Source organism: Streptomyces sp. NPDC002911 (assembly GCF_053591835.1).
Map to the genome: position 1 here is coordinate 1 of NZ_JBSFUO010000056.1, position 12,604 is coordinate 12,604.

15 protein-coding genes and 1 pseudogene are annotated in these 12,604 nt (G+C 70.4%); 15 read left to right on the forward strand and 1 reads right to left on the reverse strand.

The window, feature by feature from the left end; all coding sequences use genetic code 11:
• Nucleotides 1-120 precede the first annotated feature (120 nt).
• The 15 genes and pseudogenes from ACWD04_RS33135 (at nucleotide 121) to ACWD04_RS33205 (ending at nucleotide 12,034) form a co-directional block, all read left to right on the forward strand.
• The gene (locus tag ACWD04_RS33135) at nucleotides 121-546 is read left to right on the forward strand and encodes a hypothetical protein (protein WP_451137443.1); all 426 of its coding nucleotides are present in this window, start codon (nucleotides 121-123) and stop codon (nucleotides 544-546) included.
• Nucleotides 543-737: a hypothetical protein gene (locus ACWD04_RS33140; RefSeq protein WP_385449771.1), complete on the forward strand. Its 195-nt coding sequence runs from the start codon at nucleotides 543-545 to the stop codon at nucleotides 735-737. Before ACWD04_RS33135 ends, ACWD04_RS33140 begins: the two co-directional genes overlap by 4 nt.
• Before the next feature lie 467 nt (nucleotides 738-1,204).
• Nucleotides 1,205-1,953 (forward strand): annotated as a pseudogene (locus ACWD04_RS33145) (hypothetical protein).
• Nucleotides 1,954-1,980: 27 nt separating this feature from the next.
• Nucleotides 1,981-2,538, forward strand: a complete 558-nt coding sequence (locus ACWD04_RS33150) for a hypothetical protein (RefSeq protein ID WP_451137444.1) — start codon at nucleotides 1,981-1,983, stop codon at nucleotides 2,536-2,538.
• A gap of 266 nt (nucleotides 2,539-2,804) precedes the next feature.
• Nucleotides 2,805-3,188: a hypothetical protein gene (locus ACWD04_RS33155; protein WP_299532935.1), complete on the forward strand. Its 384-nt coding sequence runs from the start codon at nucleotides 2,805-2,807 to the stop codon at nucleotides 3,186-3,188.
• Between the two features lie 30 nt (nucleotides 3,189-3,218).
• A complete protein-coding gene (locus ACWD04_RS33160) occupies nucleotides 3,219-4,025 on the forward strand; it encodes a DUF317 domain-containing protein (protein ID WP_451137445.1) in 807 nt (268 codons plus the stop codon).
• Between the two features lie 26 nt (nucleotides 4,026-4,051).
• The gene (locus ACWD04_RS33165) at nucleotides 4,052-4,405 is read left to right on the forward strand and encodes a hypothetical protein (RefSeq protein WP_451137446.1); all 354 of its coding nucleotides are present in this window, start codon (nucleotides 4,052-4,054) and stop codon (nucleotides 4,403-4,405) included.
• A 160-nt stretch (nucleotides 4,406-4,565) separates the two neighbouring features.
• Nucleotides 4,566-5,219, forward strand: a complete 654-nt coding sequence (locus ACWD04_RS33170; protein WP_451137447.1) for a DUF317 domain-containing protein — start codon at nucleotides 4,566-4,568, stop codon at nucleotides 5,217-5,219.
• On the forward strand, nucleotides 5,191-5,811 hold the full coding sequence (locus tag ACWD04_RS33175; protein ID WP_451137448.1) for a hypothetical protein: 621 nt from the start codon (nucleotides 5,191-5,193) through the stop codon (nucleotides 5,809-5,811). Before ACWD04_RS33170 ends, ACWD04_RS33175 begins: the two co-directional genes overlap by 29 nt.
• Before the next feature lie 2 nt (nucleotides 5,812-5,813).
• Nucleotides 5,814-6,179, forward strand: a complete 366-nt coding sequence (locus tag ACWD04_RS33180) for a DUF317 domain-containing protein (RefSeq protein WP_451137449.1) — start codon at nucleotides 5,814-5,816, stop codon at nucleotides 6,177-6,179.
• Nucleotides 6,180-6,593, forward strand: coding sequence for a DUF317 domain-containing protein (locus ACWD04_RS33185; RefSeq protein WP_451137455.1), 414 nt, complete (start codon nucleotides 6,180-6,182; stop codon nucleotides 6,591-6,593).
• Between the two features lie 31 nt (nucleotides 6,594-6,624).
• Complete coding sequence (locus tag ACWD04_RS33190; RefSeq protein ID WP_451137450.1) at nucleotides 6,625-8,415, forward strand: type IV secretory system conjugative DNA transfer family protein; 1,791 nt, start codon at nucleotides 6,625-6,627, stop codon at nucleotides 8,413-8,415.
• Between the two features lie 351 nt (nucleotides 8,416-8,766).
• A complete protein-coding gene (locus ACWD04_RS33195; RefSeq protein WP_451137451.1) occupies nucleotides 8,767-9,123 on the forward strand; it encodes a hypothetical protein in 357 nt (118 codons plus the stop codon).
• A gap of 393 nt (nucleotides 9,124-9,516) precedes the next feature.
• Entirely contained in the window at nucleotides 9,517-10,632 is a 1,116-nt protein-coding gene (locus tag ACWD04_RS33200; RefSeq protein WP_451137452.1) for a DnaB-like helicase N-terminal domain-containing protein, read from the forward strand.
• Between the two features lie 205 nt (nucleotides 10,633-10,837).
• The gene (locus tag ACWD04_RS33205) at nucleotides 10,838-12,034 is read left to right on the forward strand and encodes a DUF317 domain-containing protein (RefSeq protein ID WP_451137453.1); all 1,197 of its coding nucleotides are present in this window, start codon (nucleotides 10,838-10,840) and stop codon (nucleotides 12,032-12,034) included.
• On the opposite strand, the gene ACWD04_RS33210 is transcribed toward ACWD04_RS33205, so the two are convergent.
• Nucleotides 12,035-12,604, reverse strand: a 570-nt coding sequence (locus ACWD04_RS33210) for an ISAs1 family transposase (RefSeq protein WP_451137454.1), incomplete at its 5' end; no start/stop codon positions are given. It lies immediately after the preceding gene.

A 12,604-nucleotide genomic window follows, 5' to 3' on the forward strand; every position in this document is an offset into this window, starting at 1 on the left:
AACGCGCCGGGTCTCCACCATGCCCACCGCCCGATACCGCCTCGATCGACCTCTCAGCGTCACCTCGCCCACCGCAAGCGAAACGGCGAGGCTAGCCACCGACCGTGTGGAAGGAACAGCATGTCCCAGCCACCGCCCACCTCAGCATTCGCGCCGACACCCGACCCGCTCACCCCCGACCGGGACATCACGCACCAGCACTTCCAGGCCGGCGACACCGTCGTCGTCCTCAAGGGCGTAGCCGGCGGTGAACTGTGGGGCGACTCCATGCGCGTCGTCGCCCCTTCCTGGCACACCCCGACCGACGAAGACGGATGGCGACTGCGCGACGCAACCGGCGGAGCCCAGACCTACGTCACCGCCCACCCTCGCTACCTTGTGCACCTCTCACGCCGCTGCCCCGACTGCCTGATCTACCTGCGCGCCATGGAGGAGGCGCTCCTGCCGCGGTACGCCGACCGCAACGAGCTGATCGACTGCGGCTGGTACACCATCACCGCCCTCGGCCAGCTCGTGCACATCGCGGACGTCCGGGGCGGCCGATGACTTCCCCCACGCGCCGCCCCGGTCGTCCCGACACGCTCCACAAGGCCAGGGCCCGAGCCGCCGCGAATCCGGTCGATTCTTCCTGGCCGCTGCGCCTGCCCGAAGACCTCCACGGCATCCGGGCCGACTGGAAGGAGCCCGCCGTGGTGTGCGCGGATGCCGCCTGGGCGGCACGCGCGGCCGGAGTTTGACACCGCCCCGTATCAGGTCAGTTACCTGCCTCTTGGCTCTTCCGTCTCCCATGTCGGCGAGCGCACTCACGAGGCCAGCACCACCGAAGAGGCTGCGGAAGCCCTGATCGAGCTGACGGCCGCCCACGACGGGATCCTCGCTGCGTTGGGTGGAATCTTCACCGCCACCGCCGACTTCCACGACGGGCCGGCCAGGCAGCCGACCCTCACATCGCGCGGCGGCTGCCCTACCTCGCCAACGAGCATCTGCGCGTCATCCGCACCGACCTCTCCGGCACCCGCAACGCGCTCGCCGGCCGGCACGAACCACACCCTGGCCGCAGCATCTGCGCCGGAGAAGTCCCCGCCGCAGAACGCAAGTGCTCCGCCGTGTGCGCCTGCCTGCCCTCGCCGCGTGCGCTACCGGCTCCGCCGCCCCCGGTGGCCGCCGGACTGCGCCGCTGACTCCCACCTCGCCCAAGGACACCATGCACGACCACGAAAACTCCGAGCGCCTCGCCTCCTACGCCGACGTCCTCGCTGGCGAACTCCCCGACACCTGGATCAGCTCCCCCGTCCCGGCCGACGCGAACAACAACCTCGCCGATCGAATCTGGGACCTGGACTTGGTCGCAGACCTTCTCGCCGAACACCCCCTCCAGCAGGCCGCCGTCCTGAGCCGCCCGGACGGCGCCCAGCTCGTCGTCCTCGACCGGCATGACGAGCGCAACGGGTTCCTCATCGCCGCAGTCGCCCCCGCGTCCTGCCCGACGAGGCGTACCGCGCCGTGCCCGAACCCAACGGCATCGCCTTGACTGACGACCCGTTCCTGAGCGCCGAGCAGGTTGCCGGCGACCTGCTCCCCCGCTACGACACCGCGCTCGCCCAGGTGCGGCACAACGCCTTGGGTGGCATCCAGCCCTCCCAGGCCGACCGGGTCGTCCTGACCTGGCAGCCGGACGGCAGCGTCGCCACCGCACCGGTCGACGGCCGGGCCGGAGCGGTCCCCATCTCCAACGGCTTCGTCCAGGACCCGCAGAGCGGCATCTACAGCCTCAACAGCGACGATACGCAGGCGCAGGCTCGTGCCCTGCGTGAGATCGGCCCGCAGCTGGAGGCGATAGGTATCGGGACCGCCCTTCAGCATCCCGCAGGCCGGGCCGCACCCACGTCCGCCCCGGCCGCCGTGCCGCCAGTGCCCGCAGGAACCCGCGTGCCGGCGGCCCGAGGGCGATGAAGCAGGCAGACAGAGCCTGACTTCCGAGTGCGGGAGTACGTCACCATCACCAAGGATCCGCGCACCGACCTGGTCCTCGCCATCGGCGGCACCGACAAGGCGGCCGACATCCTCCAGCGAACCGACGGGTTCCTCTCCGCTGCCGCAGGGGCTTATGACGGCTTTCCCCACGGCCTGCCCATCGAGCAGCAGCAGCTGAGGGCGACCACCGCCTCGCACTCCCTGCGGGCCGCTGGTCACAGCGTCCACCTCGATCCCGCGCTGAACACGCTGTCCACCCCGAACGGCGAACGCGATGCGGCCCTGCGCTACCTCGCCCAGCTCGGCGAGCGGGTCGCCGCCGCTGAGAGCGGCAGCGAGGTGGCCGGGGGTGCTGACGAGATCGTCGCGCCGGTCACCGGGCTGCTGCCCCTCACCAGGGAAGTTGTCGTCCATGCACGTGATCCTCCACGCCCACAACCACGCCGCCCTCACTGCACAAACGGCGGCCTCCACACCGCCGAGTCCCACCCGGCCCCCGGCCTCCCGCCGCCGCTGAACCCGGCGCCAGCTCCCTCTCGCGCCGGCCCGCCGCGAAACCCGTAAACCCGGATGGCCCCGGCACGCGCCGGGGCCACCCCGCCCCGCTCGATTCCCGGAGAAACCCGTAGCCCGAACGCCCCCGCCCATCAGCCACCGGCTCAAGCCCCGCCTCGCAACCGCTCTGTTCCGCCGCTACCTGCGCGCCTGCATCCTGGCCGGCTCCGACCGTGCCTCTCCCCTGGCCGGTGCTCGCCCAGAGGCCGTCCTCGCCGAGACGCAGCGCGTCGGACAGCGCCACCACCACTGACCGTCCACCGACCCGGAGGAGCATGTCCCACCCCGCCCCCTGCCCGGTAGAACTGGCCGACGACATCACCCGCCGGCTCGGCCAGCTCGCCGACCACCTTTCTCAGCTTCCCCCGCCCCAGGCCGCACGGGTCATCGCCCGCATTCTCGATCCGGATGCCGGAGTGCTCGGCGGCATGACCCACCTCGTCATCACCGGCGGTGTGTTCGCCAAGGATCAGGCCGAACGCGGTCTCTTGCCCCCGGAGGTGTGGCTCGCTCTGGGCCGCGCCTCGAACGAACTGCACGACATCGCCCTCGACCTGGACGAACACCAAGACACCTTGCGGCAGGTCGGCGCCCAGCCCTCCACTACTGCGGCTAAGCCTCCGGCCCCCGCACCGCTCGTGGTCCGGCGGCGCCGGTGAAGAAGAGGAAGCAGTGGTCCGGCGGCGCCGGTGAAGAAGAGGAAGCAGTGGTCCGGCTGGGGTCCGGGTGAGCAGGCCGAGCAGCATTACCTGGTCCAGCCCCGGGCCCTGGCCGGCGGCGGGGACGTCCGGCACGTCTCGGAGTTCCTGCGCGCTTCGGGGTGGCGGGACAAGTCCAAGACAGGCGGCCCTCTGCACATGGAGAGCCCGGACCGCACCCTTCGTGTCGCCTACGACCCTTACGTCCTGCCCGGGGGGTGGACCATCCACGGCAGGGCGGACGGGGCGAACGGGGAGTGGGCAGCTCACCTGGGCCGGCAGACGCCGGTGGAGATCGTCGCTGGTCTGACCGACGCGCTCACCCGTCCCCGCTCCGCGCACGCCCCCAACATCTGGGCGCATTTGAAGGAGCAGGAGTGGGACATGGGTTTCCAGGGCGAGCACTACATGGCCACCAGCCCTGACGGCACCGCGTGGATGCAGTACCACCACAGCCCCGACGGCTCGGCAATGTGGTGGACCGGGGCGAAGGACCAGCAGGGCAACGGCTGGACTGCCACCTTCACGCCGAACACGCCGATGCACCTGGTGCAAGCCTTCTCGGCCGAACTCGCCGGGCCCGATCCCGTGATGCGCCCGCGCGGACGCGTCCCCATGAGCGCGCAGATCCGTACCTGGTCGGTCTCCGTCAAGCCCTCCCAGCTAAGTGCGTGGCAGCAGGCCCGAATCACAGCCGCCCGCGCCGCCACCTGGGCCCGCAACAGCGCGCAGAGCACCCGGCCCCAAACCAAAACCCGTCCGTACACCTCGGCCGGCGGCGCCCGGACCCGCCGCTGACCCGCCTCCCCGTTCGAAGGAGCCCGATGCCCGCACCCACCCCGGACACCATCCGCACCCTGACCGAAACGCTCGCCGACCTTACCGACTACCTGCGCGATGACCCCGACCTCGAGGAAGCCCTCGCGCTCGTCGAGCCGCTTCTCGACGAGTACACCGGCATCCCCGTCCAGCTCGCCGACGTCTTGCGCGCCCTGGCCCGCACGGTACAGACCCGCCCCGACGACTCGCGCACCGCCGAGACCGCCCTCCTCGTGGCAGAGTTGCGGACCGCCGCCTTGGAGCAGTCCGACCGGCACACCCTCCACTACATCGTCGATGACCTGCGCTCCCTGAACGAGGCGTACGACAGAGAGCAGGGGTGCAGCTGGTGCCGGTGAGTGAGCGGCAGCTCGCCGCCTTCGCCCACAGGCACGCCACCCAGATTCCGTTCGACACCAGCCCCGTCACCTGGCCGGCCCCGGGGACGCCCGCCACGTCACCCACGGCCTCGCCGCCGCAGGATGGAACTGCACGACCGACCCGCTCAGCTCCGAGATCGTGCTGCGCAGCCCGGACCACCGCTACAGCATGCAGTTCGACCCGCAGTCCGCCACCTCCGCATGGTGGCGGCTGCAGGCCGAACCCACCGGCGCCGAGCGGGGCTGGTACGCAGAGTTCGGCGAACTCGTCCCCGCCGAAATCCTGGGCCGTCTCACCGACGCACTCATCGCCGCGACACCCACCGAGCACGCCGACCCGTTCCAGGCTTTGGAGTCGGCGGGATGGGCTCTCGAATCAGAGACCACAGCCCACTCCCCCGACGGAATGTGCCACGTACACCGGCCAACGGACGAAGGCGTATGGAGGTCGTCCTGGCGCGTCGAGACCTGCCAGCCCGGGTTCGAAACGCCGATGGGGCCCCGAATCTGGCACGCCTTCGTCGACGAGTCAATGCCCGAACACCTCGTCTGCGCCTTCGCCGCCGCGCTCGCCGACCCCGCCCCGCTCCAGCGCGCCAGGTACGACCGGACCGCCCACTACAGCGCCGTACAGAGCCGGAGCCGGCTCTCGCCCGAGGACGTCGTCGCAGCCCACAGCACCCGGCTCGACGCCATCCGAGCACAGGCCCGCGCCGCCCGCCGACAGCAGCGGACCCAGCCCGCAGTCACCCCAGCCACGGCCCGTGCCGTCCGCCCGGCCGTTCGCCGCTGATCCCGACAGGACCCTCACCATCTCCGCCGACCACACCGCACACCGCAAGCTCCTCCGTCACCTCGACCGCTACCTGAGCGACAGCGAGAAGATCCTCGACGCGTGGGACGTCTACTCCGACGAACACACCGACCTCGACGGCTGGCCCCACGACGACCACGCCTACGGCATGCGCGCCAGCCAGCGCGACGCCGACACCGCCGAAGCGTTCGAGGACCTCCGCGACGGCGCCCGCCACCTGCTGGCCACAGCCGAAGTGCAGCTCGGAAATCTCCCCGCCACCGCGGTGCAGAACCGCTGGGTCTACCAACTGGGCGTCCTGCAGACCGCACTCGACCGGCTCGACGAACTGCACGAGCAGTGGCTGGCAACCCGCGACAGCCTCCCCGCCAACGCCAAGCCCGGAACCCCTGTCTTCGATGACGCACTCGCCGAGCACCACGCCGAATCGTGGAGCTACCTCGACGACTGGGCCTGTCACGGCCAGGCCCTGCGCGAGATCAATATCACCGCCCGGCACACCCCCTCACCCCTGGCCCCGCCCCCGACCACGGTCCCCGCACCTGGCCGGCGGACCCCCGTGCGGAGGTGAACGTGTCCCCGAGTCCCGAGACCGTCGAGGTCGACTTCATCAGCCCGCGCCACCTCGCCGGCGGCGGCGACCCCGCCTGGATCACCGTTGCCCTCCACCGGGCATGCGGCTGGAGCCACGGTCACGACCCCCTGATGCCTCGCGTTCTTCTCTCCAGCCCCGACCAGAAGGCCCTCCTGCGCCTGGAGCTCGACCCCGTCGACCAGTGGTGGATCCTGCACCACGTCGCAGAGCCGGACAGGCCCGCCTGGTACGCGAGCTTCGGCGCCGATACGCCCGTCGAACTCATCGCCGCCGCTACCGACGCCCTCACCGACCCGGCCACGCCGAGGGACGTGTCGTCCGATCCGTACGAGCCCCTTCGGTAGATCGGCTGGTCGCCCACCTCCGCAGACAACGGCCTCGCGTCGCCCGACGGCACCGCGTACCTCCAGCGGCTGGGCAGCGCGGAGGACCCGGGTGCCTGGTTCGTCACCGCTACCCTCGCCCCGAACCGGCCGGTGTGGCAGGCCCGCTTCGGTGAGCACACCCCCACCCGACTGGTCGCCGCGTTCACCGCTGCACTCGCCGACCCGAAGCCAGTGGCGCGCACCGGCAGCTTGCGCAGTCTCCCGACCCGCGACCCGCAGATCATCACTCGTAGGACCACGGACGTGCACGCCGAACTTCTCGCCGGGGCACTGGAAGAACGCGTCCGCTTCCTCGCCGCCCGTCATCCCGCACCGCCGACGAGCCCGGTCTCCTCGCAGCAGCCACCGCCAAGGAACCGCCGCAGCCGCTGATCCCCCGTCCCCGTCCGGAAGCACGTAGCCCTTGCCCCCCTCCTCCTCCAACAGCAGCACCGACGGATATGACCTTGTTCTGCGCCTCCTCCTCGGCGTGCTCGCTGTGGTTGTCCCCCTGTCCCACCTTGCCTGGCTGACGGGCAACCTCACCGCCTACCTCAACGGCACAGGCTGGGCCCCCTACCAGCCGATCAACTCAGTGCTCCACCCCGAACAGGTCTGGCCCCACATTGGAGAGAGGTCCCTGCTGATCGGGGCCCGCATCGTCCCCGTACTCCTGTTCCTGGCCCTTGGAACGGCGGGGGGTGTCCTGTGGGTCCGGCACAAGAATCGAGGCGGCGGCCGGAAGAAGGTCACCGACATGGCCGAGGCCCGGGACATCGAGCCGCTGATGGCCAAGGCGATCACCGCCAAGGCCCGCTCCCTGCGCCCGAGCCTGAAGGACGCCAAACACATCGCCGCGAAGGACACCGGCATCCTCCTCGGCAACCTCCAAGGCAGCCGCCACGAGGTGCGGATGGGATTCGAGGACGTCGCCGTCGCGATCATGGCCCCCAGATCCGGCAAGACCACCTCGCTCGCCATCCCCTCCATGCTCAACGCACCCGGCCCGGTCCTCCTCACCTCGAACAAGGCCGCCGGAGACGCCTTCACCACCGCTCACGAGGCCCGGGTGGCGGCAGGGACGGTGTGGACCATGGACCCGCAGCAGATCGCACACGCTGCCCGCGAGATGTGGTGGAACCCCCTCGCCAGCGCGAAGACCCTCGACGGCGCCGGGCGTCTGGCTGGCCACTTCCTGGCCGCCTCGGTGGACGCCTCCCAGCAGGGTGACTTCTGGTCGAAGGCCGGCAGCAACATCCTGTCCCAGCTGCTCCTGGCCGCGGCGCTCGGCGAGCGGCCGATCACCGACATCATGCAGTGGCTCGCCTTCCCCGCCGACCGCACCCCGCTCGACATCCTCCGCGACCACGACTTCGCCGCCGTCGCCGCCCAGCTCAAGGGCACCGTCGAAGGACCACCGGAAACGCGCGACGGCATCTACGAGACAGCCCGCCAGTACGCCGCCGCCCTGCTCAACGCCGAGATCGCCGCGTGGGTGACACCCCAGAAGGACGTCCCCGAGTTCCGGCCCGCCGACTTCGTCACCTCCACCGACACCCTGTTCCTGCTGAGCAAGGACGGCGGCGGCGGGGCCTCGGCACTGATCGCAGCATGCGCGGACTCGGTGATGCGCTCCGCCACCGCCCAGGCCGAACGCGCCGGAGGACGCCTCGACCCACCGATGCTCGCGATCCTCGACGAGGCCGCCAACGTCTGCAAGATCTCGGACCTTCCGGACCTGTACTCCCACCTCGGCAGTCGCGGCATCATCCCCATCACGATCCTCCAGAGCTACCGCCAAGGCCAGAAGGTCTGGGGTGACGCCGGCATGGACGCCATGTGGAGCGCCTCGACGGTCAAGGTCATCGGTTCGGGTATCGATGACCCCGACTTCGCCGACAAACTCAGCCGTCTGATCGGCGACCACGACGTCGAGACAACCTCGACCTCGCACTCCGAGTCCGGCAAGTCGACCTCGGTGTCGATGCGGCAGAAACGGATCCTGCCCGCCGACGCGATCCGCGCCCTGCCCAAGGGCACCGCGCTCTGCTTCGCCACCGGCATGCGCGCCGCCATGCTCGACCTGCGCCCCTGGTACCGGGAGCCCGGAGCGGAAGAACTGTCCGCAGCCTCCGCCCGCGCGTCAAAGGCGATCACCGACCGCGCCATCGCGAAACACGCACCCACACAGGCCGACTTCGGGAAAGCCTCGTGAGCCGCATCCGCCTGCACCCGGTGCCGGTCCACTCCCGTGAGACGGAGGACTGCGCGCGCCAGGTAACTAAACGCCAGCCGCCTGCCTCGGGCCAGATAACACACCCCTCCCGGCCACGTCGCCCGCTTCCTGTAAGCCCCTGAGCAAACGACTCGCCCTAACCGCCTGCGGGACGGACTGGACGAACGCGAATCACACTCCTGGAGATGACCTGCACCTCTACGAACCCACCGACCTCGATGACATGTCCCCGCGCCACGCAGTTGAGGCCGTAGCTGCGGACATACGCGATCACCCCATCACCGTGGACGGCACCGGCCTGTTCAACGCCACGCGGCACATCGGCCTGCTGTGCCACCTCACCTCGCGCATGACCGCCGACGCCGAGTACCAACTCGCCCCGGACATCGCCGGCCACCCGCCCACATCCTCGGTAGGACCGCCGGCCACCTCGGACGGGCCATCGCCCACTACACACACGCCCTCACCCCACTCATCACCCTCACCACCACGGGGCAGCACACGCTCCAGCACAAGCTCGACTCGCTCGACCACCACAGCCGCCTGCTGGCCCATCTCGACGACGCCGGACGGGCCCTGACCGCGGCTCGCACCGCACTGGAGGCACCGCAGTCTCCCGCTGCTCCCAGCGCACCCGCTCCGGCACCCTCCGCACCGCTCGAACCCGCTGCCCGGCGCCGCGCATGACGACACCGCCCGTCGAGGGCCTTCTGTTTGAGGTCCCCGCTCCGCCGACGTCGGTCGAACGGTTGCTGCTGCTCGCGGACCAGTACACCCGCCACAACGACATGCTCGACCTTCATCTCCATACCAGCACGTATTACGAGCCCGACGCCCACATCGCCTCGGCACGGCGACTCGCATCAGCAACCCGCACCGCCCTTCAGGCGCTCACCAACGAGCGGCTCTATGAGAGTCCCGAGGTGGCCGACGCGACGGTCCGCCTCCAGCAGCTCGCCTTCCTGAGCACCGCCTGCACAGACCAGCCTCTGCCGATGGCCCGCGCGTTGACCGCACTGGCTGCTGGCCCCGTACCTCGGCAAGACCCTCCGCCCCGACGACTTCACCCTGGCCGCTTAGATGCCCCATTCCACCGACCCGTACGAGGACGACCTGGACGACCTGCCCTCTCCGCGGCCCGTCCACTACGCCGAGCAGTCCCTGCTCGGGGCGCTCCTCCTGGATCCCCACCGGCTTCCCGACGTCCGCAGCCTGGGAGCAGAGCAGTTCAGCAATCACGCCCACGGCGCCCTTTTCCAGGCCATGCGCACGGTGCCGCTGCCCGATCCGGAGGCCCACCGCTGCGATCCCGCCTGGCTCAACTCCGTCCTCGACGCGGCCCGCCCCCATGCCCCCGGGCTGACGGCCGCCTACCTCCACACCCTCGTCCAGGTCTGCCCGTGGCCCCAGCACGCGCCGACGTACGCCCGGATGATCCAGTCCGATCACGCCCGGCGCACGCTGCTCATGCACGCCCAGCGCCTCGCCCAGACCTCGGTGGACGCCACCCTGCCCCACCGGGCCGCCGCCACCCTGGCCCAGGCCGACGCCCTCGCACAGTTCCTGGACACGCTCGCCGGACAGTTCGCCCCGCACCCCGGCTCCCTGCCACGCACCGTCCTGCCGGATCAGCCCACGGCACGCAGCAGCGAGGAAGCCCTCGACGAGGAAAGACTCCTCCTCGCCAGCGTCACCGCGCATCCGACAGCTCTGAAGGACATGCGCTGGCTCCAGCCCGACGATTTCACGCAGTCCCTGCACGCAACCCTGTGGCAGTGCCTCACCTCGCTGGTCCACCGTGCAGAGCCCGTGGACCCGGTCACCGTGCTCTGGGAAGCCCAGCACCGCGGACTCCTCGCGGCCGGTGACCTCGGCGCCGGTGACCTGATGGCCCTGGTCTCCACACCCGTCGGGTCAGCCGAGTACTGGGGTGAACGCATCCTTCAACGCGCCCTGCTGACAAGCGCGTGCGACGTCGCCACGCGGATCGCCGCCTACGCCGAAGACCCAGCCAACACGACGCACCAACTGATCACCGGCAGCCGCCGTGCCCTGGCCGACCTCACCGCCCTACGCACCCGCTGGCAGCGCAGTACCGCCCCCACACCACCGACGACTCCTCGTGCCCCGCGCAGCCCGGCCGTCTCCCGCGCCGGTCCGCCGCCCCGCGCCACCACAGCACGAGCACTCCGATGACCCCCGCTCCGCCCGGCCCGCTCCGGCCGGAGCCGCGAAACGAGGCCAGATTGCCGCACCCCGAAACCGCCCCTCGCATCCGCCTCGACCTGTACCAGGAGCGCTCCAGCACCGTCACCGCCACCATCACGGGCGCCCCCACCCGCACGATCCACGCCCTTCTCGCCATCCACGGCTTCGAGCCGTTGGCGAACAGACGATGGTCATGGCTCGCATCGACCGCGAGGAACCGCACTACGCCGAGCAAGCCGCGCTCGCCCTGCGAGCCGAGAACCTCCCCGTGGACATCACCCCCGGGCTGCGCGACGAGATCGACACCGAATGGACCTGGGCCAACTACCCCATGCCCTGGTGCTCGCGCGAGGAGATCCGCGAGGTTTCCAACGATGCCCAGAAGATCTACGACGACATCCGGCACGGGCGCCTGATCATCCACGCCCACGCCCACGACGGCTGGACCACCGTCGCCGTCGGCACCTACCTCCACGGCCCGAGCATCCACCTCCACGGGGAAAACCACCTGCGCACCGAATCGATGCGGTACGACGACCCCGTTGAAGCCATCACCGAGTTCGATCGCCTCTACGGCGACGCCGTACGCCCGGGTCCGGCGCCGGCCACCAGCACCGAACTCGAAGCTGAACGGGCTCGCACCTCGCTATCGGGTGCGGCCGATGCCCAGCCGACCCCGGCGACGACCAGGCTCGTAGACGCGCACGCTGCCGCAGCTGGCAACCACGAAGCACTCCTGAACGACTTTCTCGAGTCGCACGGAAAGTGGGAAAAGTGGCGGACCTGGTCGGACGAGACCACCCACGCGGTCCACGAATCTCTCGTCATGCGAGCCGAGTTCGCCCACGAAGCCAACCCTGACGATGTCCAGTGGAGGATCGCGGCGTACGAGAGCCCGGTCGGCGAGCGCCTGTGGCACGCCACCGCGACTGCCACGGTCCCGGTGGCCATCGTGCGGGCGCTGCTCGAAAGCCTCGACTCCGCGGACACGGTCGAGATTGCTGCAGGCAGCGTGGTCTCGGAGGCCAACGTCTGGGAGGCCACCCGCCCGTTGTTCGACGCCGACTGGGACCACAGCGTCGACGGTCGCTTCATCCGGTGGCAGGCACCAGGTGATCACTCGGGTGTTCAGTTCGATGCCTTCGCAGCAAACTTTCGGCAGTCCGACCTGCCGGTCTGGACGTTCTGGGGCGAGGGCAACGCCGACGCCCCTGGGTGGGCGCTGCACCTTTCGACGCACGCCGCCGTCTCCGTGCTGCAGGACGTCGCCGTCGAGGCTGCCGGTCGATACGCAGAGCCGTTCGCCCCCGCGCGGCGGCAGAGCAGCTTGCATAGCGCGTCACCCGTCCCGGCCCAGGGCGGCGTCGTTCATTCAGTCTGTCCGGTTTGATCACGTGATGCCGAGGGTGATCAGGGGGCGGGTGGCGTTGCGTGCGTGGTGGCGAAGGCCGGCGGCGATGCCGGGGTATCCGGCAAGGCGGAGGGCCCCGATGGCGAGGTTGCGCAGGCTGGCCATGGCCCGAGGGGCAGCCGCGGTCCGTACGCGGGAAGCGTCCTCGGTCCAAGCTGTGTCCCGAACGTGGTGGAGCTGGTTCTCGATGGCCCAGTGCCGGCGGACGCGGTGCGCGATGTCGGTGGCGTCTGCCTGCTCGGCCGTGAGATCGGTGACCGCGTAGACACGCTCGAGGGTGACCTTGCCGGTGGTGACGGTGCGGCGGCGCCGCACGATCTGTACGGCCTGCGCGGCGTGGGGGAAGTCCAGGTCGGCCACGGTGGCGGTCTTGACCCGGCGGATCTCGTCGCGGCCGTGCGAGGTGGCGCGGGTCTTGCCCAACAGCGGCACGTCCCGCCATGGCAGGCGTTTCAGGCGCTGGTGCAGCAGCGGCTGGTTCGCCTTGATCACAGCGATGTAGTGGGCCTTTTTGTCCTCCACGAGGAAGTGCGCGTGCGCGACCTGGGA

Coding starts and splice junctions, on each gene's coding strand:
- ACWD04_RS33155 (WP_299532935.1), top strand. CDS start 2,805: ATGTCCCACCCCGCCCCCTGCCCGGTAGAACTGGCCGACGACATCACC.
- ACWD04_RS33205 (WP_451137453.1), top strand. CDS start 10,838: ATGGCTCGCATCGACCGCGAGGAACCGCACTACGCCGAGCAAGCCGCG.
- ACWD04_RS33165 (WP_451137446.1), top strand. CDS start 4,052: ATGCCCGCACCCACCCCGGACACCATCCGCACCCTGACCGAAACGCTC.
- ACWD04_RS33140 (WP_385449771.1), top strand. CDS start 543: ATGACTTCCCCCACGCGCCGCCCCGGTCGTCCCGACACGCTCCACAAG.
- ACWD04_RS33200 (WP_451137452.1), top strand. CDS start 9,517: ATGCCCCATTCCACCGACCCGTACGAGGACGACCTGGACGACCTGCCC.
- ACWD04_RS33135 (WP_451137443.1), top strand. CDS start 121: ATGTCCCAGCCACCGCCCACCTCAGCATTCGCGCCGACACCCGACCCG.